General features: G+C 69.1%; 16 protein-coding genes and 1 pseudogene. 9 read left to right on the top strand and 8 right to left on the bottom strand.

Going from position 1 to position 22689, the window contains the following annotated elements:
- The 7 genes and pseudogenes from D7V88_RS43090 to D7V88_RS21040 form a co-directional block, all read left to right on the top strand.
- A pseudogene (locus D7V88_RS43090) lies at window positions 1-359 on the top strand (hypothetical protein); the annotation flags it as partial.
- Window positions 360-568: 209 nt separating this feature from the next.
- Window positions 569-1534 carry a CorA family divalent cation transporter gene (locus tag D7V88_RS21065; RefSeq protein WP_120542445.1) on the top strand — a complete coding sequence of 322 codons (966 nt, stop codon included), beginning with the start codon at window positions 569-571 and terminating at the stop codon, window positions 1532-1534.
- 423 nt (window positions 1535-1957) lie between these two features.
- Window positions 1958-2959 (top strand): HAD family hydrolase, encoded by a 1002-nt coding sequence (locus D7V88_RS21060; protein WP_244238287.1) that lies wholly within the window; start codon window positions 1958-1960, stop codon window positions 2957-2959.
- Window positions 2959-3858 carry a bile acid:sodium symporter gene (locus D7V88_RS21055; RefSeq protein WP_120542443.1) on the top strand — a complete coding sequence of 300 codons (900 nt, stop codon included), beginning with the start codon at window positions 2959-2961 and terminating at the stop codon, window positions 3856-3858. The genes D7V88_RS21060 and D7V88_RS21055 overlap by 1 nt, the downstream gene beginning before the upstream one ends.
- A 117-nt stretch (window positions 3859-3975) precedes the next feature.
- Window positions 3976-5730: a SulP family inorganic anion transporter gene (locus tag D7V88_RS21050; protein ID WP_120542442.1), complete on the top strand. Its 1755-nt coding sequence runs from the start codon at window positions 3976-3978 to the stop codon at window positions 5728-5730.
- 52 nt (window positions 5731-5782) lie between these two features.
- Window positions 5783-7177: a hypothetical protein gene (locus D7V88_RS21045; RefSeq protein ID WP_120542441.1), complete on the top strand. Its 1395-nt coding sequence runs from the start codon at window positions 5783-5785 to the stop codon at window positions 7175-7177.
- The gene (locus tag D7V88_RS21040) at window positions 7174-8451 is read left to right on the top strand and encodes a threonine/serine exporter family protein (RefSeq protein WP_120542440.1); all 1278 of its coding nucleotides are present in this window, start codon (window positions 7174-7176) and stop codon (window positions 8449-8451) included. Before D7V88_RS21045 ends, D7V88_RS21040 begins: the two co-directional genes overlap by 4 nt.
- Window positions 8452-8454: 3 nt before the next feature.
- Here the strand turns inward: D7V88_RS21040 and D7V88_RS21035 are convergent, their stop codons facing one another.
- Window positions 8455-9477: a formylglycine-generating enzyme family protein gene (locus tag D7V88_RS21035; protein ID WP_120542439.1), complete on the bottom strand. Its 1023-nt coding sequence runs from the start codon at window positions 9475-9477 to the stop codon at window positions 8455-8457.
- A 184-nt stretch (window positions 9478-9661) separates the two neighbouring features.
- On the opposite strand from D7V88_RS21035, the gene D7V88_RS21030 reads away from it, so the two are divergent.
- Entirely contained in the window at window positions 9662-10474 is an 813-nt protein-coding gene (locus D7V88_RS21030) for a hypothetical protein (RefSeq protein ID WP_120542438.1), read from the top strand.
- A gap of 86 nt (window positions 10475-10560) precedes the next feature.
- Here D7V88_RS21030 and D7V88_RS21025 read toward each other — a convergent pair whose 3' ends face one another.
- From D7V88_RS21025 to gad, 7 genes are all read right to left on the bottom strand, one after another.
- Entirely contained in the window at window positions 10561-11283 is a 723-nt protein-coding gene (locus tag D7V88_RS21025; RefSeq protein ID WP_244238286.1) for an immunity 52 family protein, read from the bottom strand.
- A 14-nt stretch (window positions 11284-11297) separates the two neighbouring features.
- Complete coding sequence (locus tag D7V88_RS21020) at window positions 11298-12815, bottom strand: Tox-REase-5 domain-containing protein (protein WP_244238285.1); 1518 nt, start codon at window positions 12813-12815, stop codon at window positions 11298-11300.
- A 249-nt stretch (window positions 12816-13064) separates the two neighbouring features.
- The gene (locus tag D7V88_RS21015) at window positions 13065-14732 is read right to left on the bottom strand and encodes an arylsulfatase (protein WP_120542435.1); all 1668 of its coding nucleotides are present in this window, start codon (window positions 14730-14732) and stop codon (window positions 13065-13067) included.
- Between the two features lie 119 nt (window positions 14733-14851).
- Window positions 14852-16789 carry a SulP family inorganic anion transporter gene (locus D7V88_RS21010; RefSeq protein WP_120542434.1) on the bottom strand — a complete coding sequence of 646 codons (1938 nt, stop codon included), beginning with the start codon at window positions 16787-16789 and terminating at the stop codon, window positions 14852-14854.
- A 102-nt stretch (window positions 16790-16891) separates the two neighbouring features.
- The gene (locus tag D7V88_RS21005) at window positions 16892-17935 is read right to left on the bottom strand and encodes a hypothetical protein (RefSeq protein ID WP_120542433.1); all 1044 of its coding nucleotides are present in this window, start codon (window positions 17933-17935) and stop codon (window positions 16892-16894) included.
- Window positions 17936-18010: 75 nt separating this feature from the next.
- Window positions 18011-19849, bottom strand: coding sequence for an aspartate:alanine exchanger family transporter (locus D7V88_RS21000; protein WP_120542432.1), 1839 nt, complete (start codon window positions 19847-19849; stop codon window positions 18011-18013).
- A 6-nt stretch (window positions 19850-19855) separates the two neighbouring features.
- On the bottom strand, window positions 19856-21247 hold the full coding sequence (gad, locus tag D7V88_RS20995) for a glutamate decarboxylase (RefSeq protein WP_120542431.1): 1392 nt from the start codon (window positions 21245-21247) through the stop codon (window positions 19856-19858).
- A gap of 201 nt (window positions 21248-21448) precedes the next feature.
- Between gad and glsA the strand changes: the two genes are divergently transcribed.
- Window positions 21449-22591: a glutaminase A gene (gene glsA, locus D7V88_RS20990; protein ID WP_120542430.1), complete on the top strand. Its 1143-nt coding sequence runs from the start codon at window positions 21449-21451 to the stop codon at window positions 22589-22591.
- Window positions 22592-22689: the final 98 nt, after the last annotated feature.

Below are 22689 nucleotides of genomic sequence, written 5' to 3'. Positions count from 1 at the left end.
GGCTGATGGAGCGCGCCGGCCGGGGGCTGGTGCGGGGATTGGCGGTGGGCCTCCGCGAGGAACTGGCAGCCCACCCGGTGGCTTCGGGCGAAGCACTGGTGGCCTCGGTGGAGAAGCTCGTGGAGCGCGGTGTCGCCTCGACCATCCGGAGCGCGGGGGACGCGCTCGCGGGCGAGGCCACGCGCTGGCGGGAGGATTCGGCGGAGCGGCGGCCCCTTCATCGCGCGGGTCGGGAGTTCACGGCGGGCGTGCTGGAGGCGCTTGGTGCCAGGCTGCGCCTGCCGTTGCTGGCCATGGCGGGCACCGGCAGCGCGCTCGTGGCCCTGGCCGTGCTGTCGGGGCGCCGGCGCAAGGCTTGAGCGCGCAAGCCGGGTGGGGCGGCCTTGCGCGTGAGGGCTGTCCACTGCTTGCCGCGACGCAGTCAGTCTCCAGATTCAAGGTCAGCCGGTGGACGGGTCCTGGGGAAGGCTGTCATGCCGCAGCGGCAGGAAGCAGCCGGGGATGCGTCGCGGCGCGCGCGTTGGATGCGCAGGGTTGAGGGCATCTCCTGCCACGCGTGGAGGCGGACATGGATGGGGTCGAAAGTGCCTTCGCGCTCCTGCTCGATAGAGGGGGCGGAGCGCGTCCCTTGCCGTTGGAGCAGGTCCGGGACTGGAAGCCTTCGGATGGCGCGCTCTGGCTGAACCTGTCCCCGGATCTCCCAGACCTGCCCCGCGTGCTGGAGCAGACCTTCCCCCTGCCTCCGGAAGTCCGCGACATCCTGCTCGGGGAGGTGGGACGGGTGCGCACCGACGTCGTCCAGGGCGACCAGCTCATCCTGCTCATGCAGCATCCGGATGCCGTGCGCACCGGGGCTCCCACAAGGACGCTGCGCGCCTGGATGTCGTCCGAGCACTGCGTCACCCTCGCCTACGCCGACCAGCCCGCCATCGTGTTGCTGCGCCACAGGCTCGCGCAGGGTCATGGCCCCCGGGGTGCGGACCTGTTCCTCGCCTTCGCCAACGCCGCGTTCGAGGAGACCGCCCTGCGCCTCACCGACTTCGACGACGCCCTGTCCGACCTGGAGGGCCGCTTCGAGGAGCGTCTCCCGGAGGATGTCATCGCCCAGCACCTGCGCAGGCTGCGCCGCGGTCTGCTGGAGCAGCGCCGCTTCGTCTCACTCGCCCGCGACGCCATCGTGCGGGTCGGTCTGCTGGACGTGGCGTGGCTCGCCGTGCAGGAGCCTCGGATGCGGCAGAGCGCCGAGCGCGCCAGCTCCCTGCTCAAGGAGCTGGATGCCCTGGTCGAGCGCGCCCGCGTCCTCCATGAGGACGAGAAGGCCCGGCAGGACGACAAGAGCCAACGCATCCTCTACCTGCTCACCATCATCTCCGGCGTCTTCCTTCCCCTGTCCTTCATCACCGGCCTGCTGGGGGTCAACCTGGGCGGCATCCCCGGCACGCAGTGGAACGGTGCGTTCCTCCTGCTGGTGCTCGTGCTCATCGTCCTCGCCGTCATGGAGTGGCGGGCCCTGCGCCGCCGGGAGCTGGTCTGAAGCAGGCAGCGAGCCTCGTCAGCGGACAGAGTCCTGCGACTCCTGGGCCCATGTGCGCGGCCCCCACTTCCTCACCAGCTTCATCCCGGGCGCAGCGCAGGCGGGGAGAGCACATGGCGGGAGCTCGCACACGCTGGAAGCTGCTCGGGCTCATGGGGGGCCTGTGCTGCGCCGCTTCTTTCTTCGCACAGAGGACGGAAGCTCCCGCCACCGGGGCGGGGGCGGCTTCCGAGCAGGACCTGCGTCATCGCTTTTTCGGAGGGCAGGCCGACGATGCCGGCAACGCCCCCTCGAGGGGCACCCTTCACGCGGACGGGCACAGCAGGCCCTTCCCACGTCCCCTCCACGCCGCGTTGTGAAGTCTCCATTCCGGGCCCACCCTCCTGGGGTCGGTGTCTGGGATTGCGTGAAGGGGAGGCGACCGTGACTCGATTCGTGCGGAATGGCTCGGCAGGATCCGTCTGCCTGCTCTGGGCGCTCACGTTGCTGGTCGCGGTCCCGGTCCAGGCGCTCGCGGCGGATCCGCTACGGTCCTGGAACGACGGTCCGGTGAAGCAGTCCATCATCGACTTCGTCACCCGCTCCACCACCGAAGGCAGTCCTGGCTTCATCCCACCGGAAGAGCGCATCGCCACCTTCGACAACGACGGCACGCTCTGGCAGGAGCAGCCCGTGGTGCAGGGCGCCTTCCTCAAGGAGCAGGTCAAGGCATTGGTGAAGGAGGATGCGTCGCTCGCGCTCAAGCAGCCCTTCAAGGCCGTGCTGGAGGGGGACCTCGCGCTGCTTTCAACGATGGATGAGCCTGAGTTGATGGCGCTGTTCGCGGCCACCCACAAGGGCAAGACGCAGGAGGAGTTCGCCGCGGAGGCGCGGACCTTCTTCAAGACCGCCCGCCACCCGAAGTTCGGCGTGCCGTACACGCAGCTTGCCTACGCGCCCATGCTGGAGCTGCTCCAGTACCTGCGCGCCCACGGTTTCCAGACGTGGATCAGCTCCGGCGGCGGCACCGACTTCATGCGCGTCATCTCCGAGGACACCTACGGCATCCCGCCCCAACAGGTCATCGGCAGCGACCTGAAGGAGCACTTCGACGACCAGGGCGGCCACCCCGTGCTGCGGCGCGAGGCGAAGGTGGACCACATCAATGACAAGGCGGGCAAGCCGGTGGGCATCGGGCAGCACATCGGGCGACGGCCGGTGTTCGCCGCGGGCAACGTGCGTTCGGGCGGGGACATCCAGATGCTCCAGTACACGAAGGAGCAGCCGCGCGCGGGCTTCACCCTGCTCATCAACCACGACGACGCGCAGCGCGAGTTCGCCTATCAAGAGAAGAACGACGCTTCGCTGAAGGCCGCGCGCGCGGGGGGCTGGACGGTGGTCAGCATGCGTCAGGATTGGAAGCGCATCTTCCCTGAGGGGCGCTGATGCAGGTTCTGCAAACCCTCATCGGTCTCCTGGTGCCGAGCTTCATCGTCGCGCTGGGGTTGACCCAGGGGCTGGCGTGGCACCTGGAGGACCTGGGCCGGGGCGCGCGTCAGCCGGCGTTCAAGCGGGGGCTGCTGGTGTCGCTGGTGGCGGTGCCGGTGCTGTCCGTGGTCGTGGCCAGGGCGCTGCTTCCAGTGCAACCCGTCGCGGCGGGCGTCATCGCGTTGATGGCGTTCTGCCCGGGGCTGCCCATGTCGCTCAAGCTCATCTCCCAGCAGAAGGGGAACCTGCCGTTGGCCCTGGCGCTGTCCGTCACCCTGTCGCTCATCGCCATCGTGATGTTGCCGCTGTCGCTGACGCTGCTGGGGCAGTTGTTCCCGGTGGCCATCCAGCCGCCGCCTTACCGGGTCCTCCTGGCCAGGGTCATCCTCCCGTTCCTCGTGCCCTTCGCACTGGGGGTTGGACTCCAGAAGCTGTCGCCTGCCTGGGCCCGGCGGCTGCTCAAGCCCGTGAAGCTCTTCTTCAACGTCGCGCTGGTGGTGGTGGTGCTGCTGCTCATCGTCGCCGGCCTCCCGCTGTTGAAGAACCTCCACTTCTGGGGCTTCGTCGCGATGCTCGTGGTGACGCTGGGCTCGGCGGCGATGGGGCATCTGGCGGGAAGGCCCCGGCCGCAGGACAGTACGGCGCTGGCCATCTCCGCCGTCTTCGGCAACCCGGCCTTCGCCTTCTGCCTGGGCGGCAGCACCTACCCGATGAAGACCCTGCTGGGCATCATGGGCCTGTACCTGGTGGTGCGCACCCTGGCGCTGCTGCCGTATCAAATCTGGAACCAGCGCCACCTGAAGTCCGAGCGCGGAGGCGGGACATCGCTGCCGCCGGGCAGGCGGGCCCACGCTTGAACGCGCATATGGCCGGGCGGGCGATGCCTGGGGCCGCGTGCGTCCTCACCCTGACCGCGGGAGCGCGCACACGGGCTTGAAGCGGGCACCGGGGCGGGTGCCGGAAGGGGACGGGTCATGAAGCTGTCATCGGACACGCTCGGCCACGTCCTGCGGCGCGCGCTTCCTGGCGTCGAGCAGGCACGGACGTATTCGAAGCGGTGGCTGCGCGCGGACGCGCTGGCCGCGCTCACCGTGGGGGCCATGCTCATCCCGCAAGGGCTGGCGTACGCGCAGATCGTCGGCGTGCGCCCCGTGGCAGGATTGTACGCGGGCGTCTTCGCGATGCTGGCCTACGCGCTGTTCGGCCCGTCGCGCCACCTGCTCCTGGGGCCAGAGGCAGGCGCCGCCATCCTCACCGCGACCGCGCTGGCCCCCGTGGTGGCGGGGGGAGGCCCGGAGCGGCTGGCGTCGCTCGCGGCACTGCTGGCGCTGATGGTGGGAGGCATCAGCCTCATCGGGGGACTGTGCCGGGCGGGGGCGCTCGCGGACTTCCTGTCGCGGCCCATCCTCATCGGCTACATCAACGGCGCGGCGCTCATCATCATCGGCAGTCAGTTGGCGCGGATGCTGGGGCTGGAGCGCAAGTCGAACGAGTTCGCGGGGCAGCTCTGGGAGGTGGCCTCCAACGTGGGCCGCACGCACGTGCCCACGCTGCTGATGGGCCTGGGCATCGTCGCGGCGCTGGTGGCGATGCGGCGCTTCCTGCCGCGCTGGCCCGCGCCGCTGGTGATGGTGGTGCTCACCACGGCGGCGGCCTCGGTGTTCGAACTGGAGCACGGGGGCATGAAGGTGGTGGGGAGCATCTCCGCGGCGGTGCCTGCCTTTGGACTGCCTTCAGTGGGCTTCGCGGACTTCCGAGCGCTGCTGCCCGCGGCGTTCAGCCTCGCGCTGGTGAACTACGCGAGCTCCGTGCTCACGGGCCGCATCTACGCGGACCGCTTCGGCTACCGCCTGGACGCGAACCAGGAGTTCTTCGGACAGGCGGCGGCGAACCTGTTGACGGGCCTCACACAGGGGTTCCCGGTGACGGGCAGCGATTCGCGCACGGCGGTGAACGCGTCCATGAAGGGCCGCACGCAGTTGGTGGGCGTGGGCGCGGCGGCGGTGGTGCTGGTGTTCACGCTGTTCTTCACGCCACTGCTGGCGAAGCTGCCGCTGGTGACGCTGGGAGCCATCGTCATCGTCGCGGCGGTGTACCTGCTGGAGGTGCAGCCCATCATCCGGCTGTGGCGGGTGCGGCCGGTGGAGGCGGTGCTCGCGGTGGTGACGATGCTGGGTGTGCTGCTGCTGGGCATCCTGCAAGGCATCCTCATCGCGGTGGCGCTGGCGTTGGTGGACCTCATCCGCCGCGCGGCCCATCCCCACGACGCCGTCCTGGGCGAGCGCGAGGGCGTGCCCGGCTGGCACGACGTGGAGGGCCACGCGGACGCGGAGACGGTGCCCGGGCTCGTCGTCTATCGCTTCGATGCGCCCCTCTTCTTCGCCAACGCCCGCTTCCTGCGCGAACAGGTGCGCAGGCTGGTGGCGGAGTCCCGCGTCCCGGTGAAGTGGTTCGTCCTGGATGCGTCCTCCGTGTTCGACCTGGACGTCACCGCGGCGGAGGGGCTGGAGAAGCTGCGACACGAACTGGAAGGCGAAGGCATCGTGCTCGTGGTGGCGCAGGCACGGGCGCCGATGCGCTCGATGCTGCGGCGCTCGGGGCTGCTCGCCCAACTGGGGAAGGAGCGCCTCTATCCCACCGTGGGCGCGGCCGTGCGGGCCTTCCTGGCCGAGGAGGGGCCCCGGGAGCCTGTCACGGAGGCGGACCTCCGGCCTCCTCCGGTGCACTGAAGCCATGCCGTGCGCGAGCCCGCGGGGCAGGGGAGCGGTGTTGGCGGCGGGGATGCTCCTGTCGGCGTCGGCGCTGGCGCAGGACGCGCACTACAACACGCGGCAGTTCGGCAACCGCGCGTGGCTGCTGGGCGGTGCGTTCGTGGGCAACCCGGACGACATCAGCGCTGTCTATTACAACCCGGGGGCCCTGGGATTGCTGAGCGCGCCGGAGCTGGAGCTCACGGGCAGCGTGTACGAATACACGCGCCTCTCCGTGGTGGATGGGCGGGGACCGGGCAGGGACCTGGGCATGTCCGACGTGAGCGCGCTGCCTTCGATGGTCGCGGGCTCGCTGAGATTCGGCTTCCTGGGCAGGTCCCAACTGGCCTATTCGCTGCTCACGCGGCAGGGCTTCTCCTACGAACTGGAGGCGCGCGGCGCTCATACGGGCACGGACCTGGCGGGTGTGAGCGGGATGGATGCCCTGTCCACCGACGTGCTCCTGGAGCAGTCCGTGAGTGAAATCTGGGCAGGCCTGACGTGGGCCCTGCCGGTGGGCAAGCACCTGGGGGTGGGCCTCAGTCCCTTCCTCGCGTTCCGTGAGCAGGAATTGCGCCTCCAGGTGCTCGCCGAGGGCTCCGGCGACGCGGGACAGCGCCTGCTGGCGACGCTGGGGCGTGACGTCCAGCTCAAGCACCTCCGTCTGTTGTTGAAGCTGGGCATCTGCTACCAGCAGGCGCCGTGGGCGGTGGGGGTGACGGTGACGACGCCGAGCGCGGGGCTCTGGGGGCTGGGCTCGACGGGCTATCAGCGCTCCCTCGTCACGCAGGGGTTCGACACCGGCTCGGCGCCGGCGTCGGTGTTCGACTTCCAGGACGGGCTGTCCGGGCACTTCCGCAATCCGTGGTCCGCGGCGCTGGGCGTGAGCCGGACGTTCGGTCGTTCCACGGTGCACCTGTCCGTGGAGGGCTTCGCCCGGCTGGCGCCCTTCACGCTCGTGGACAGCGCTCCCTTCGTTCCGAGGGACTCGTCGGAGGTCATCGACCCGGACTTCGACCTCGCGCTCGCGCCCGTGGTGAACGTGGCGCTGGGGCTGGAGCAGCGCCTGGGGGCGAAGGTGCGGGCGTACCTGAGCGGGCACACGGACTTCAGCGCGCAGGCGAGCACGCCGGGGACCAATGCCTCGCTCGCGGGGTGGGACCTGTACCACGCATCCACGGGCTTCCATTTCCGGGTGGGCCGTTCGCGCTTCACGCTGGGCACCGACGCCGCGTGGGGCCGCAAGCGCACCGACCGGCTGTCGGTGGCGCTCCAGCAGACAGGGCTGTCCACGCCCGTGCAAAGCCACCAGGTCCGTTACTTCCAGGCCACCGTGCTGATTGGCGCCAGCTTCGCGCTCATCGACAAGCGGGAGACGGCGGGCGAGGCCGGCGCGGGCGACGACAGCGACGCGGAGGCGAAATGAGACGGGAACATCCCTTGGACGTGCCGGTGGACGAGGAGGCCGCGTCGGCCTTCCTGCTGGACCTCGCGCGGGCCCTGCATCTGGCCTATCAGCCGTCGCTGCTGGTGGAGGTGCGCGTGAAGCGGGCGGCGAAGGCCTGGGGCCTCCAGGTGGAGGTCTTCACGCTCCAGAGTCTGGCGATGACGGAGGTGGTGTCCGCGCGGCGTCCCCGCGTGGCCTTCGCGCGGCTGCCCTTCAATCCGCACTGGAACCTGGGCCGGGCCGCGGCGCTCCTCCGGCTGGCGGACGCCATCGCGGAAGGCGGTGTGCGGTTGCCCGACGCCCGGGCGGAGCTGGACCGCATCCTGGCCACGCATTCGCCGTATCCCGAATGGCTCGTGTTCCTGGCGTACGGGGTCTACGGCGCGGCGGTCGCCGCCCGGGTGGGTGGGGCGTGGCTGGAGATGGGCGTGGCGTTCGTGGTGGGTGTCATCGCGGGCGTCATCCACTTCGGCACGTTGCGCTCGCAGCGTATGGATTTGCAGAAGAGCTTCGTGGCGGCGTTCCTGGGCACGCTGGTGGCGTTCGGGTTCACGCTCGTCCTGCCGGCGTTCGACGCCGTGCGGGCCCTGTTCGGAGGCGCGACGTTGTTGGTGCCCGCGATGGTGGTGACGCTGGGCTCGCTGGAGCTGGCCACGGAGTCGGTGGAGGCGGGCCTGCCCCGGCTCACCTATGGCCTGCTGCGCTTCATGATGATGGGGGTGGGCATCACGGCGGCGGGGACGCTCTGGAGCTTCGCCGGGCCATTGCCACCCCACTTCGCGACGCAGGCGCTGCCGCCGTTGGTCACGCTGGTGCTGGTAGGCATTGGCGGCGTGGCGCTGGCGGTGTGCATGTCCGGACGGCCTCGGGACGTGGGGTGGATCGTCTGTGGGGTGCTGCTCGCCTACGCGACGCAGGCGGCGACGAAGGCGGTGCTCGGGGACAGGGGCAGTCCGCTGGTGTCCGCGTTCGTGCTGGGGGTGGCGGGGCTGCTCTACGGGCGCGGGAAGGACCGGATGCCCATGACCGTCATCATGCCGGGGCTGTTGCAACTGGCGCCGGGGTTCGTCGGAACGCAGGCCCTCGTCGCGCTGCTGGGCGCGGGAGGCGCGGGCGCGAACGCCCGGCTGTTCGACGTGTTGCTGGTGGCGCTCCAGCTCGTGCTGGGCCTGGTGTTCGCCACGGTGGTGGTGCCGCCGCGCTTCCCCGTGGACCGGGAGGACCCGGTCCCGCCTCGGGCTGGCAATGCGTAGCGGCTACGGGGTGGGAGGCCGCACGATGCAGCGGAAGCCGATGTGGCTGGCCCCGCTGTCCACGGCCTGGGGCGAGCGCGCCGCGGGGCGGTAGCGGCGGCAGTAGTTGGGCGCGCACAGGTGGCTGCCCCCCTTGAGGACGCGGCGCGGGATGGGCACGGCGGGCGTGAAGGGATCCTGGCTGCCCTTGGGGGTGGCGGGGCCGCGCGGGTTGACGGGGATGCAGCACGCCTTGCCCTTGTTGCCCTGGTGGCGCTCCTGGAACCAGTCGGAGGTCCATTCCCAGACATTGCCGGCCATCTCATGCAGGCCGTAGCCATTGGGCGGGAAGGCGCCGACGGGGCAGGTGCCTTCGTGGCCGTCCTCGCGCAGGTTCTGCCAGGGAAAGTAGCCCTGCCAGGTGTTGGCGCGGTGTTCCCCGTGGGGGGTGAAGTCATTGCCCCAGCAGAACTCGTTGCGGTCCAGGCCACCGCGCGCGGCGCGCTCCCACTCCGCCTCGGTGGGGAGGGCCTTGCCGGCCCAGGTGGCATAGGCCTCCGCGTCCTCATAGGCGATGTGGACGACGGGGTGGTCGCGGCGGTGTTTCACGGAGGAGCGGCGGCCCTCCGGGTGCTTCCAGCAGGCCTCGGGGAGGTAGCTCCACCAGTTCGCCACGTTGCTCAGGTCCACGGGCCCCTTCGCCTTCTGGAAGACGAGCGAGCCGGGGACGAGCGTCTCCGGGGACGCGCCAGGGTAGTCCGCGGGGTTGAGCGGGCGCTGCGCGACGGTGACGTAGCCGGTGGCTTCCACGAAGCGGGCGAACTGCTCGTTGGTCACGGTGTGCTTGTCCATCCAGAAGCCGGAGACGGTCACCTGATGGGCGGGGGCCTCTTCCGGATAGTGGTGGTCGGAGCCCATCCAGAACGTGCCGCCGGGAACCCAGACCATGTCCGGGGAGGGGGCGCGGCCGGGCCGCTGGGAGGTGTCGGTGGTGGGCCCGGTGTCCGGAGCCACGGCGGAACCGCTGAGGTCTTCGTCCCTGTGCATGGCATGGCCCCCGGAGGACGCACGGTCCTCCGAGGACAAGATCCGACGTGGGGCGGGCAATGACACTCGCTCCGGGGGCCGGCGGGTGTGTCGGGCAATGATTGATGGACCTGGGAATGGAGGCAGAGTGTCCAACCGGCGACGCGGGAATGTCCCGTCCCCGAACCCAAGGAGTTTTCGAACCATGAAGCTGAACCTGAAGCGATGGCTGTGCGTGGGAGCGTTCGTGGTGGCGGTGCCCGCCTGGGCGGATGCTCCCACCCCGGTGGACTGCGGCACGGTGGAGTGCGAGGGCATCCGGGAGATGAAGTCGCTCTACGCGGCGGAGATGGCGTACTTCGGGGAGCGGGACTTCTTCACAGGGGATATGGCGCAGTTGGCCTTCGCCGACTTCGCCCCTGCGGCCTGCGCGAATGGCACGCGTGCACCCGTGCCGGGTCCAGGCTGGGTGTCGGGTTGCCATTTCGCCTACAAGGTCACCGCCATCACGCCATATCCGTCCCCGTCCTTCACCGCGGTGGCGCAGGGGGCGGCGGGGACGCCGGCCGCGGGCATCAAGCTCCAGATTGGGACGCACCCGGTTTCTGGCATCCTCCACTGGCTGGAGCGCAACGGCGTGCGCCGCTACGTCGATGCGGCGGAGTGCCTTCCGGCGCAGTCGTTCGTCTGTGATGCCCAGTTGCGCGAGGGGACATTCGGTATCCAGGCGCTCTACACAGCGGAGCAGTCGTACATGGCGGAGAAGGACCGCTACACCAGCAACTACGCCCAGCTCGGCTTCATGCCGTTTGGGTGCGCGGACGGCACCCGGGCCCCGGTGCCGGATGCCTCATGGATTGGCGGCTGCAAGTTCATCTTCCGTGCGGACGTGACAGGCCCCTTCAGTGTCAACCTCACCGCGCGTGCCGTGGCGGGCGCCCTTCAAGGCACCGTCGTGACCAAGGTGGAGCACGGCGACTTGGTGGTCACGCCCGTCTACAGCTCCGTTTGCAGGTAGGCGGAAGCCCGCGTAGGAGAACCCCAGCAACCTGAGCCAGGATGCTGGGCCTCTCCTATGGGCCTGATGAAGCGAACGAAGGGTCTTCACAGTGGAGACTTCGGGTTCAACAAACCAGCCTGCTGCATCCGTTCCCGTGCCCGCTCGGCCAGCGCGACGTGATCCGGGTTGTTGGCCGTGAATGGCTCAGGGGTCAGGATGATGAGTGAGCCCTTGTCTTGGACGGGTTCAATGCGGATAGGCGCTGGCAGTGGAGGGACCGCGCCCCTGTGCCGGGAGAGGTACGTCACCCATCCAATGTATGGCGCCCGCTGAACGCGATGGGGTTCCACCAGGTCGCGATGCGCATGTGACATGGCCACGCCCCAATCAGGTTCCCAGGCGATGGCTGTCTCTCGCATCAGCCTTGCCAGGACTGATGCGCTCAAGATCCGCTCCGCGTTGGGGCCCCTGCCGGGCAGGGTGAAGACGCACGTATTGCTCACGACATCGGTATGGCTACCGCATTGGATGTCGAAGCCGGTCGCGTCGTGGTCGTCCGCCACCCCGTTCCAGCCGCTCACGCGGAAGCCCAGATCCTCGAACACGCGGTCCTTGCCTCGGACGACGAGTTTCTCCAACTCCGTGAGGCTGGGCTCGATGGGACGCTTCAGCGCCTCCTTTCGAGACCTGCCGGGCCGAAACCAGCACGCGAATGAAGGGTCGACTCCGGGCAGGGCGGCCAGGAAGCTGGCCATGCGCAGTGCGCACTCTTCCGGCGACTCCTTCCTTGGTCCCCAGTAGGCCCCTGCGTAGTAGGTCTCGTCCACGTTTCTATCTTTCCTCACGGCATCGGCGGACTGAAGACGACTTCAATCCCGTGGATTTCCTTGTCCTTGAACAGCCTCCGGAGAGCATCCGCCGTGGGCTGCTCCGCGATGTGCCACCGGATGGGCGTGCCCGAGCTCCTGGCGGCCCTGAGCTGTCGCTGCGCCTGCTCGACAAGGGCCTTGGCTCCCGACTTCTCGAACCAGACCCTGGGTTTGAGGTTGTCGAGGAACATGTTCGCATAGCCCGGACCCTTGGCCTCCAGTAGCACGTCGTCCTTGAATCCGTCGAACTTCACTCCGTCCACCCAATAGGCCTCGTCGGCGGAGTGCTCCGAAATCTGCTCCTGGTAGCGCCTGGCTCGCGCGGACATGGATTCATTGGAGGGGCTCCATCTGCCGGGACCCGACGGAGGTGTCGCGCTCTGCGTGGCCGTATGGGCCCGTTGAAGGATGACGGCCGCCCCGGGCCCCCCGCTCAACACCGCCGCCGTGCTTCCCGTGGGGACTGCGATGCGCTCCAGTGCGAGCGCACCCTCGGCGGAGAGGGAGAGCACCGGGACGGTGGCTTCCGTGCCCACCATCAACCCCTTCACCGCGCGCGTCGTGGCGGAAGCAGCGCCCCAGGTGACGATGACGCTCGTCGTCAGCCGGGCGACCTCTCGAATCTGCTCGCCCACCGTCATGTACTGGAATCGCTCCAGATACTCCGGCGACGATCTGATGAGGGCGACTACTCCTGTTGGCAGGTGTTGCAGCGATGCGAGCGCTTCCCCCGGTGAGCGCGAGAGCAATCCGCCCAGGGCGAGCGCCAGTTCCTTGAGTGCATCCTCGGCACCGTCCAGCGAACGGTTGATGACATCCGCATCGTCGTAGACCTCGGCCAGGGGCGGACCGTCCACGGAGCGAAGCTGCCCATCTACATGGCGGAAGACACCGCCTCGTCCACTGTAGAAACGACCCAACTCGAAGTGGCCTGAGCGAAACGCTCCATCCTTCCATTGGATGGGGACGACCTTCTGCTGGGTGCTCCCGTCGAGCGCCCATGCGAGGTATCCGTCCGGACGGAGCACCGCCACCTGCTCGCGTGCGAAGCGCCTCATCCGACGCAGCAACTCTTCGCGCGAGACTTCGCCGCGCTCCAACACTTCCCGCAACAGGAAGCCTGCCGCCATGCGAGGTGGGAAGGTGCCCAGCGTCACGGGCTTTTCGAGCAGCCGTCCCAACACCTCGATTGCATCATCGGGCGTGAATGGATTGCGCCGCACCGGCAGCTCGTCCAGGTCATCGATTCCGGCCCGCACGAGCAACTTCTCGAAGGCATCGACCTCGAAGAGTCCCAACTCCACCGCTTGCCGGGACAGTTCACCGGGATGCGTGCCAATGAGAGCCGTTCCCGGAGGCAGCCGCTTCGGTTGACTGCCCTGGATCCGGGAGCCGCCCTCTCCCTCGCCGGGGCTGGCGTTCTCTGCTTCAGGATTCCGGTGACGCGTCCCATGCGCATCCGACGCGTAGGTTGCTCGCTGACGGAACATCCGGGAGCCGCCACGTCCCGCTATCGTCTCGCCCCCATTGCAACCCGTCACAAGGAGGGTCACGCACAGCACGATGAGGTCAACACGCAGGGGGCCCCCAACGGGTCGCTGAAATGTGTGAGTACGCTCAGAGGTCATCGCGGCCGGGAATCGTATCAGTCGCGCGCCCTCTGGAGATGGACGTGGTTGCCGTCTGGCTTCACGGGCGGTGACGGCGCCATCCCGTCACCGCCCGCGAAGAACCCGTCGCTACGTGTGCGACTGCTGGAAGCGGTGGATGAACTGCTCCACCTCGTTGGCCAGTGACATCACCTGGTCCCCGATGGTCGGATGACTCTCATGCTTGCGCGCCTCCTTCATCTTCTCCTTCACGCGCTCCTTCATCGGCCCGATGCTCAGGCTGCCCGGGGCCTGACTGGGCAGGAACTCGATGAGGCTCTCCGCGAACTGCTTCACCAGCATCTGCGCGGGCACGAACGTGAACATGCGCTCGCCGTACCATGACGTGTACATGCCGGAGTGCGGCCCGTACTCGAACGGATCCGAGCGCAGGTTGATGAGGTAGGGCCACGCCGGATTGAAGCGCTTGCCGCTGAACCACATGTCCGGGCCTTCGCCGTCCTGGTAGCTGAAGATGATCTTCCAGTCGTTGTACCGCACGGCCGCGAGGTTGCCGCTGTCGAGCACGTAGATGAATTCGTGCCGATTGCCCGGCGCCGTGCCGGCCAGCAGCGCGTTCATGTCGTAGCCGTCCAGGTGGACCTTGAAGGTCTTGTCCCCCACCTTGTAGCCCTGCTTGCACTTCTCCACGAGGTCCGTGGCGCCGCCCGCCGCCGCCACCATCGTGGGCATCCAGTCCTCATGCGCGAAGATGTCGTTGATGACGCGCCCCGGCTCCACCACGCCCGGCCAGCGCACCACGCACGGCACGCGCACGCCGCCCTCCCACGTCGAACCCTTCTCGCCGCGGAAGGGGCTGTTGCCGCCGTCCGGCCAGCCCATCTTCTCCGCGCCGTTGTCGCTGGAGAACACCACCATCGTGTTGTCCGCGATGCCCAGCTCATCCAGCTTGTTGAGCAGCACCCCGACGATGTCGTCCAGCTCCCGCATCGCGTCCGCGTAGAGCCCGTAGCCCGTCGCGTTCTTGTACTTCTCCTGGAGGTAGGTCCAGACGTGGCAGCGCGTGGTGTTGTGCCAGAGGAAGAACGGCTTGCCCTCCTTCACCGCGCGCTCCATGAAGTCCAGCGTGCCCTTGAGGAACTCGCCGTCCACCGTCTCCATGCGCTTCGTCGTCAGCGCGCCGGTGTCCTCGATGCGCTGCTTGCCCACGATGCCCCAGCGCGGATCCTCGGTCACGTCGTTGCGGTCGGTGGCGTGCGTGTGCAGCACGCCGCGCGGCCCGAAGCGCGCCTTGAAGGCCGGGTCCTTCGGGTAGTCGGGGCACTCCGGCTCGTTCTCCGCGTTCAGGTGGTAGAGATTGCCGAAGAACTCGTCGAACCCGTGCACCGTCGGCAGGTAGGGATTGGAGTCACCCAGGTGGTTCTTGCCGAAGTGGCCACAGGTGTAGCCCAGCGGCTTGAGCATCTCCGCGATGGTGGGGTCGGAGTCCTGGAGGCCGTACTTCGCCCCCGGCATGCCAATGGTGGTGAGCCCCGTGCGCAGCGGGTTCATGCCCGTGATGAACGCCGCGCGGCCCGCGGTGCAGCTCTGCTGGCCGTAGCAGTCCGTCATCAACGCGCCTTCCTTCGCGATGCGGTCGATGTTGGGCGTCTTGTAACCCATCATCCCCTGGTTGTAGGCGCTGACATTCCAGAAGCCGATGTCGTCGCCCCAGATGACCAGGATGTTGGGTTTGCCCTTGCCCTGCTTGCCGTGTCCATTGCCATTGCCCGTGGGCTTCTTGCCAGCGCTCGCCATGTGTTGCCCCCTTCCGCGGTTTGACTGCCGTGCAAGGTGCGGCCTGCTTCCAGCGCGCGCGCCGTCCCCGGGTCGCGGACGGGCGTCCTTTGCGGTGGTCCGCACGGCCCCTGTTGCGTTCAGTGCCGGGTGCCCCGGGGGTCGTCGTCCCCGGAAGGTGCATGCGGCAGGTGGTTCAGCAACTCCCGCATCCGCCTGTCTGCTTCATCCAGGCGGACGAGCAGGTCCTCCTGCCGGTGGCGCTCCTCTCCGTGCAGGCCCGCGCCCGCTTCGTCCACGCGGCTGCGGAGCAGATACAGCCCGTCGCGGATGAGGCGCCACTCCTGCCACGCCTGGGATTCGTGGTGCGCCATCCACGCCTCCACGCCCGCGGCCACCTGCGGGTAGATGTGCTCGGGGCCCACCTTCGCCAGCACGCCGGTGCGCTCCAGCATCCGCCAGGTCGGCCGGTGCACGCGCGCCAGGGCCAGCGTGATGCCCCGGTGGGACAGGTCCTCGTGCAGGCCCGCGAGCATGTCCGCGGCCGGCACGTCCAGGTCGTCCGTCAGCTCCAGGTCCAGCAGCACCTCCCGCACCGGCACGTCGGCGTCGCGCACGCGGGTGAGCACCTCGTCCCGGAGGGAGGTCGCGTTGGCGAAGAAGAGCCCTTCCTCGGGCCGGAAGACGTGCAGGCCGGGCAGGGTGATGGCGGAGGCCTCGCGGTGCGTGGCCGCCAGGTCCAGCGTCCCCGGCACGCGTCCCAGCTCGCTCATGCGCGGCTGGCTGGCGCGGTAGACGGTGAGGAACAGGGACACGCCCACGGCGATGAGCAGCCCGGGCAGCACGTCGAAGGCGAGCACGCCCAGCAGCGCCACGCCCGCTCCCAGGAAGTCTCCCCGACGCAGGTGGAAGAGCCGCACCAGCTCCTTCACGTCCATCATCCCCAGGATGGCCACCACGACGATGGCGCCCAGCGTGGCCTCCGGCAGCGCGCGGAACAGGCCGGTGAGAAAGAGCGCCACCAGCAGCGTCAGGCCCGCGGTCACCAGCGAGGCCACCTGCGTGGTGGAGCCTGCCTGGTCGTTGGCGGCGGACTTGGACAGGCTGCACCCCATGCCGAAGCCCCGGAACAGACCGCCACCCAGGTTCGCGGCGCCCAGACCCACCAGCTCCCGGTTCGGGTCCACCTCGTAGCCGTGCTTCGCGGCGAACATGCGCGCGGGCCCGATGGCCTCCGCGAACGCCACCAGCGCGATGCCGCATGCGCCCGGCAGCAGCCCCAGCAGGTCCTTCAGGCCCACGCCGTGCGGGAGCTGGGGTGACACGAGCCCGGAGGGGATGGGGCCCACGATGGCCACCCCCTTCGCGTCCAGGTGCAGCACGGCGGAGACGACGATGCCCAGCACCAGCACCGCGAGCGCGGCGGGGATGCGCTTGGACAGCCGTCCCAACAGCAGCAGCGCCGCGATGCTCGCCGCGCCCACGATGAGTGTCAGGACATGCGTCTGTCCCAGGTGCGTGAAGATGAATCCCAGCCGTTCGAAGAAGCCGCCCTTGGCGCCTTCGATGCCCAGGATTTTCGGCACCTGCTTGATGGCGATGATGAGCGCCAGCCCGAACACGAAGCCGCTGAGCACGGAGGCGGAGAAGAACTGCGCGATCCGGCCCAGCTTCAACACGCCCGCGAGCGCCGCGACGGCGCCCGCCATCAGCGCCAGCGCGGCGGTGAGGGCCACGAAGCGCGGCGAGCCCTGCTGCGCCATCGCGCCCACCGTGGCGGCGGAGAGCACCGACACGCTGGCGGACACCGCGACGATGAGCTGCCGGGAGCTGCCGAACAGCGCGTAGAGCGCCAGCGCCGCCGGTGTGGAGTACAGCGCCGCCTGCGGTGGCAGACCGGCGAGCTGCGCATACGCCATGCCCTCCGGGATGTGCAGCGCCGTCACCGTGAGCGCGCCCACCAGGTCCTTCTTCAGGCGCGTCGAGTCATAGCCCCTCAGTGACGCGACGAAGGGACTGACGCGGGCGAGCCACGAGGAACCGGTCCGCTCGGAGGCGTGGCGCGAGGCTTGTCCCATGGGGACGAGGTGGACACCCCTCTCCACGTGGACATCGTCCCCCTGGCGTGGGCGGCCGGGCCGTCAGGGGTTGCCCGTGTCCGCCGCCGTCACCGGGGCCGGTCAGAAGATGTAGCGCAGGATGAGCTGCGCGTAGGTGAGCGTCGTGTCGTCCGACTCCAGCGTCTCGCCGTCCACGTTCAGGGTGCGACGGGGCTCCGCGTCGAGCGTGGCCGCCGCGCCCAGGCCCACCTGGAGGTGCGGCCGGCCGGAGTAGTAGACGCCCAGCGCCAGGCTGTGTGAGTTGAGTGTGTGGTCGGGCAGGTCCACCTCCGTCCGCCATCCGGTGGTGAAGAGGTATTCGCCCATCACCGCGATGGGGATGCCCAACGGGGGGCCCATGTCCGCCGTCAGCGCCGCGGCCAGGTTGACGCGAGCCACTTCCGTCTTCTGCTCCAGCCGGCCGCCCGCGACGGCGTCGAAGGGCTTGCTCGTCCGCCACGCGTAGTCGGCGACGGCGGAGGCCTGGAGGGAGAAGGCAGGCCCCAGGGCCTGCGCCAGGAACACGCCGCCCGTGACGGACTTCTCGGACGAGGGCACCAGCAGGTAATCCCGGGCCTGTCCATTCAACACATCGTCCACCGTCAGCAGGGGATTGTTGGTGATGGCCTGGATGAAGGGCAGCAGCGTCAACTGGCGTTCCTTGGTGAGGCCACCCACGGCGCGCAGGGTGAGCTGGGTGCCGCTGGCTTCACTGCGCAGCAGTCGCACCCCCACGCCCGCCTGCCCCACGGAGTCGAGCGAGCCGCCGTCCGAGACCAGCGACACCACGTTCGCCCCGATGACACTCGTCACCCGTCCGAAGACGCTCAATGCCAGCCAGTCCGTGAGGCGCAGGCCCAGGTCCAGCGTCGACTGCACGCCGAGGAGCCACAGGTCCCGCCGTTCGATGTCACTGGTGGGCATGTTGGGCACGCTGTAGCGCGCCACCCCCTCGCGGACGCCCACGTGCGTGGTGATCAGCGCGCTCTGCTGGAAGATGGGCAACTGGAAGGTGTGGCCGCCAAGCTGTCGCCCGCGCGGGGGAGTGTCCTCGGCGGACGGCACCGCCCCGGCGGTCATCAAGGGAGCAAGCAGCAGGCCCAGGGCCATGAGCACGGTTCGCATGCCCGGCAACCTGCGAAGACGAAGGCGGCGCGGGTATTGCCCGCGCCGCCCTTGCGCCCGTTGCCGGCAGGACGCTCAGCCCATCAGCGCGAAGAGATAGCAGATGAGTGTGAGCAGCAGGTTCGACACCGCGAACGTCACCGGGTAGCCGATGGCCGGGATGATGCTGTGGGTGGCCTCCTGCGCGGCGCGCATGCCGGCGCTGTTGCAGCGCGCGCCCGCCACGGCGCCCATGAGGACGGCGGTGTTCATCTTCATCACGTACTGGCCCACCGCCCACGCGACGATGGGCGGCACCAGCGCGGCGACGACGCCGATGATGAGGATGGGCGCCAGGGTGCCTCCCGCGACGGCGCTCGCCACGCCCGCGCCCGCGTTGATGCCCAGGATGGCGATGAAGACGTTGAGGCCCAGGTCCTCCAGCAGCTCGCGCGCCGCCTCCGGAAAGGGGCCGCCCAATGCCGGGTTGTGGGTGCGCAGGATGCTCAGCCCGATGCTCACGATGAGCAGGCCCACCGCGGAGCCCAGGCTGAACTTCACCCCGCCCACGGGCACGGAGAGGGCTCCCAGGAAGGCGCCCAGCGACACGCCCAGCGCCAGGGTGATGATGTCCGTCACCAGGCTTGGGCGCACCACGAGCCCCACGCGCTTTTGAATCGCGTCCAGGCGCCGACGGCTGCCGGTGACGCGCAGCACGTCGCCCCGGCGGATGACCGAGTCGCGGGCGATGGGCAGCTCGTCGCCGCCGCGAAACATCGCGTTGAGGTAGAGGCCGTGGCCCTCGTGCATGGCGAGGTCCTCCAGGGTGCGGCCCACGAGGTCCGACTTGTGCGCGACGATCTCAATCGTCTCGAAGCGGATGTCGCGCAGCCGCGAGTCATCCACCTCCGGACCGATGCGCTGGGGTCCCATCATCAAGAGGCCCACCGGCCCGGCCACGGCGACCTCGTCCCCCTGGTGCAGCACGAGGCCGTCCTCGGGCAGGTAGATGCGGCCCGCGTGCAGCACCCGCTCGATGCCGGCGCGCGGAGCCAGATGGCTCAGTTGCTTCAGCGACCGGCCATCCACCTCCGGGTTCTCCACGCGGAACACGCGCACGTCCACCGGCATGCTTCCCCGGAGGAAGGACTCGGCGGTGCCGGGCAGGGCGGACTGCTGTTCGCCCGCGAGCACCTTCTCCATCGCCTTGGCGTCCGCCACCGCGTCCCGGCCGAACAGCTTCGGGAGCACCTTCGCCATCACGGTGAAGAGCACCATGCTGACGGAGTACAGCAGCGCGTAGGACGTCGTCAGGTTCGCGCGGGCCTGCTCCAGCGTCGCGCCGCCGGCAAGCTTCACGGATCCACTGGCCAGCGCCGACTGCGCCGCGCCGAAGCCCGGCGTGGCGGTGTTCGCTCCGGACAGGATGCCGGCCAGCAGGCCCGGCTGGAGGTCGAAGACGAACTTCGACAGGTACACCAGCAGCGACGACAACAGCGGCACCAGCAGGGCCAGCAGCAGCAGGTGCCGCCCCTCGCGCTGGATGCCGCCAATGAACTGCGGCCCCACCTTCATGCCGATGGCGAAGATGAAGAGGTTGAAGAACACCGTGCTGGTGAACTCCGGAATGGCGTACGTGATGTGGAACGCCTGGTAGGCCCAGAGGCTCACCCCCAGCCCCAACAGCAGCGTGGCCGCGGTGGAGCCCAGCCCCACGCCCTTCACCTGCACCTTCCCCAGCGCGTAGCCGCCCGCGACGATGAGGAACAGCAGGATGAAGGGCTGCTTGCCCAGGGCGTTGAGCATCCCCCCGAAGAGACCGTGCGGGTGGGGCTGGCTCGCGGCGGGTGCCGACCCCTGGGCGAAGGCGACGACCGCCAGCCCCAGGGCCGCCGCTCCCACGAGCAGCGCGGTGTGGCGTGTGATGACTCGCATGGGACCTCAGTGGTGGTAGCCGGAGGCTTCTTCCTTCGACATCGGCGTGCTCACCGGGTGGCGGCGGAAGTGTTCGATGCAGCCGATGAGGTCGTGCACCAGCAGCGTGGCCAGGTCCCGGCTGACGCCGTGGCGCACCAGCACGCGCTGCACCACCAGATCCTGGAGGTCCGCGGGCATCGGGTAGGCGGGCACCTGCCAGCCGCGCTCGCGCATCCGGTCCGCCAGGTCATAGAGCGTGAAGCCGGGATTCACCCCGTCCTTCATCTTCCAGCACACGCCGGGCACGCCGCCCCGGCCGTCATAGAGGATGTCGAAGAGGCCAATCTGTTCGATGGCCAGCGCCATGAAGTTCGCGGTGTCCGAACAGGCCTGATGGATGCGCCGGTACCCTTCCTTCCCCAGCCTCAGGAAGTTGTAGTACTGGACGACGATCTGCCCGCCCGGCCGCGAGAAGTTCAGCGCGAACGTCGGCATGTCTCCGCCCAGGTAGTCCACGCGGAAGATGAGCTCGTCTGGCAGGTCGTTCTTGTCGCGCCACACCGCCCAGCCGCAGCCCAGCGGCGTCAGCCCGAACTTGTGGCCGGAGGCGTTGATGGACTTCACCCGTTCGATGCGGAAGTCCCAGACGACGTCCGGGTGGATGAACGGCGCGATGAAGCCGCCGCTCGCCGCGTCCACGTGGATGGGGATGTCCAGGCCCGTCCTGCGCTGGAGGTCATCCAGCGCGTCGGCGATCTCCTTCACCGGCTCGTAGACGAGGTTGAAGGTGATGCCCAGCGTGGGCACCACGCCGATGGTGTTCTCGTCGCAGTGCTTGAGCACCTCCTCGGCGGTCATCGTCGTGCGGCCGGGGGCGAGCGGCACCTGGCGCAGCTCCACGTCGAAGTAGCGCGCGAACTTGTGCCAGCAGATCTGCACCGGGCCGCAGATGAGGTTGGGCTTGTCCGTGGGCTTGCCTTCGGCCTCGCGGCGTTTGCGCCAGCGCCACTTGAGCGCCAGCCCCCCCAGCATCGCGGCCTCGCTGGAGCCGGTGGTGGAGGTGCCCACGGTGTCGTTCGCTTCGGGCGAATGCCAGAGGTCGGCGAGCATGTTCACGCAGCGCGTTTCAATCTCCGCGGTCTGCGGGTACTCGTCCTTGTCGATCATGTTCTTGTCCAGGCACTCGTCCATCAGCCGGTGCACCTGGGGCTCGGCCCAGGTCTGGCAGAAGGTGGCCAGGTTCTGCCGCGAGTTGCCGTCCAGGAGCAGCTCGTCATGCACCACCGCGTAGGCATGGTCCGCGCTGTGCTCACCGTCGGGCATGCGGAATTTGGGCATCGGGACGGACAGGTCGGGCGACGCGTAGACGTCATCGTTGATGCGGTCGCGGACTTCGTCCTTTCCATGCAGCGGCATGCGCACTCCTTGGCGGCGGGCTGGGATGCTGCCGGAGAGATGGCGCGTGCCCGCGCCCCCTGCGTCGTCCTCCGGTGTGGAGCGGCCGGTGGCGCGGGCGCCCGTTCCACCCGACGGGCGTGCGTTGCCCGACAGCGGCCTGCATCCCCAGGGTGAACGCGGCGCCGGCACCCGCCGGACGCGTGAAGGGGAGGACGTTCCATGTCGAAGTCCATGGGCAACAAGAAGCGGCGGGCCGCCACGGCACTCGTGTGTGTGATGGGGTTGCTGGGCGCGCCTGGGGTGGGGTTCGCCCAGAAGGCTGCCCCCGCGCAGGCGCAGAAGACGCAACAGGCTCCCGCCGACACGGAGGTGTCCGCGGCGGAGGCGAAGGACGCGCTGCAACGGGCCCACGCCCGCTACAAGGGCGTGAAGGAGGGCAAGAACGCGGACTACATCCCGTCCCTGGCGAAGGTGGACCCCGGCCTCTTCGGCATCGTGCTGGTGACGGTGGACGGGCGGGTCTACTCGGTGGGGGACTCGGAGCATCCGTTCGCCATCGAGTCCGTCTCCAAGCCCTTCACCCTGGCGCGCGTCCTCCAGGATGTGGGCGCCGCGAAGGTGGAGAAGAAGATTGGCACCAACGCCACCGGTGAGCCCTTCAACTCCATCACCGCCATCGAACAGAACAAGGAGGCGAACCGGCCGCCCGCGGGCAACCCGCTGGTGAACGCGGGCGCCATCACCGCCGTGAGCATGGTGCCGGCGCAGAGCTCCGACGAGCGCTGGACGCGCATCCAGGACACGCTCAATGCCTTCGCCGGGCGCGAGCTCAGCGTGAACGAGGATGTCTACCGCTCCGAGTCCGCCACCAACACGCGCAACCGCGCCATCTCCTGGCTGCTCAAGTCCTACGACGCGCTGCCCGGCGACCCGATGGAGGCGCTGGATGTCTACACGCGCCAGTGTTCGGTGAACGTCACCGCGAAGGACCTGGCCATCATGGGCGCGACGCTGGCCAACGGCGGCATGAATCCGGTCACCGGCAAGCGCGTGGTGGCCTCCGAGAATGCCCAGAAGGTGCTGTCCATGATGCTCACCACCGGCCTCTATGAGAACTCCGGGGACTGGTCCTTCACCGCGGGCCTGCCGGCCAAGAGCGGCGTGGGCGGTGGGATTGTCGCGGTGGTGCCCGGCCGCTTCGCGGTGGCGACGTTCTCCCCGCCGCTGGACAAGGCGGGCAACAGCGTGCGCGGCCAGAAGGCGGTGGAGTCCATCATCACCGAGCTGGGCGGGGACATCTTCTCCTCGGGCGGCGCGAAGCAGGCGGCCCGTTCCGGCGGCGGAGTGTCCGGCCAGCGATAGGCGCAAGGCACCGCGGGCGGCGGTGCCGTGTGTGCCCTCGCTTCCCACCATGGCTCGGATCCCCTTGTCGGGGATCCGGGCCGGCGAGGGGACGTGGG

Source organism: Corallococcus terminator (assembly GCF_003611635.1).
GTDB lineage: Bacteria > Myxococcota > Myxococcia > Myxococcales > Myxococcaceae > Corallococcus > Corallococcus terminator.
The sequence above is the reverse complement of the archived record's forward strand: the minus strand, read 5'-3'. Positions and strand labels throughout refer to the sequence as shown.

Bases quoted from the DNA above. Each gene is read 5' to 3' on its own strand.
- D7V88_RS21040 (WP_120542440.1), top strand. From the start codon at position 7,174: ATGAGACGGGAACATCCCTTGGACGTGCCGGTGGACGAGGAGGCCGCG.
- D7V88_RS21000 (WP_120542432.1), bottom strand. From the start codon at position 19,849: ATGCGAGTCATCACACGCCACACCGCGCTGCTCGTGGGAGCGGCGGCC.
- D7V88_RS21020 (WP_244238285.1), bottom strand. From the start codon at position 12,815: ATGTTCCGTCAGCGAGCAACCTACGCGTCGGATGCGCATGGGACGCGT.
- D7V88_RS21055 (WP_120542443.1), top strand. From the start codon at position 2,959: ATGCAGGTTCTGCAAACCCTCATCGGTCTCCTGGTGCCGAGCTTCATC.
- D7V88_RS21015 (WP_120542435.1), bottom strand. From the start codon at position 14,732: ATGGCGAGCGCTGGCAAGAAGCCCACGGGCAATGGCAATGGACACGGC.
- gad (WP_120542431.1), bottom strand. From the start codon at position 21,247: ATGCCGCTGCATGGAAAGGACGAAGTCCGCGACCGCATCAACGATGAC.
- D7V88_RS21045 (WP_120542441.1), top strand. From the start codon at position 5,783: ATGCTCCTGTCGGCGTCGGCGCTGGCGCAGGACGCGCACTACAACACG.
- D7V88_RS21010 (WP_120542434.1), bottom strand. From the start codon at position 16,789: ATGGGACAAGCCTCGCGCCACGCCTCCGAGCGGACCGGTTCCTCGTGG.
- glsA (WP_120542430.1), top strand. From the start codon at position 21,449: ATGTCGAAGTCCATGGGCAACAAGAAGCGGCGGGCCGCCACGGCACTC.
- D7V88_RS21050 (WP_120542442.1), top strand. From the start codon at position 3,976: ATGAAGCTGTCATCGGACACGCTCGGCCACGTCCTGCGGCGCGCGCTT.
- D7V88_RS21065 (WP_120542445.1), top strand. From the start codon at position 569: ATGGATGGGGTCGAAAGTGCCTTCGCGCTCCTGCTCGATAGAGGGGGC.
- D7V88_RS21005 (WP_120542433.1), bottom strand. From the start codon at position 17,935: ATGCGAACCGTGCTCATGGCCCTGGGCCTGCTGCTTGCTCCCTTGATG.
- D7V88_RS21030 (WP_120542438.1), top strand. From the start codon at position 9,662: ATGAAGCTGAACCTGAAGCGATGGCTGTGCGTGGGAGCGTTCGTGGTG.
- D7V88_RS21035 (WP_120542439.1), bottom strand. From the start codon at position 9,477: ATGCACAGGGACGAAGACCTCAGCGGTTCCGCCGTGGCTCCGGACACC.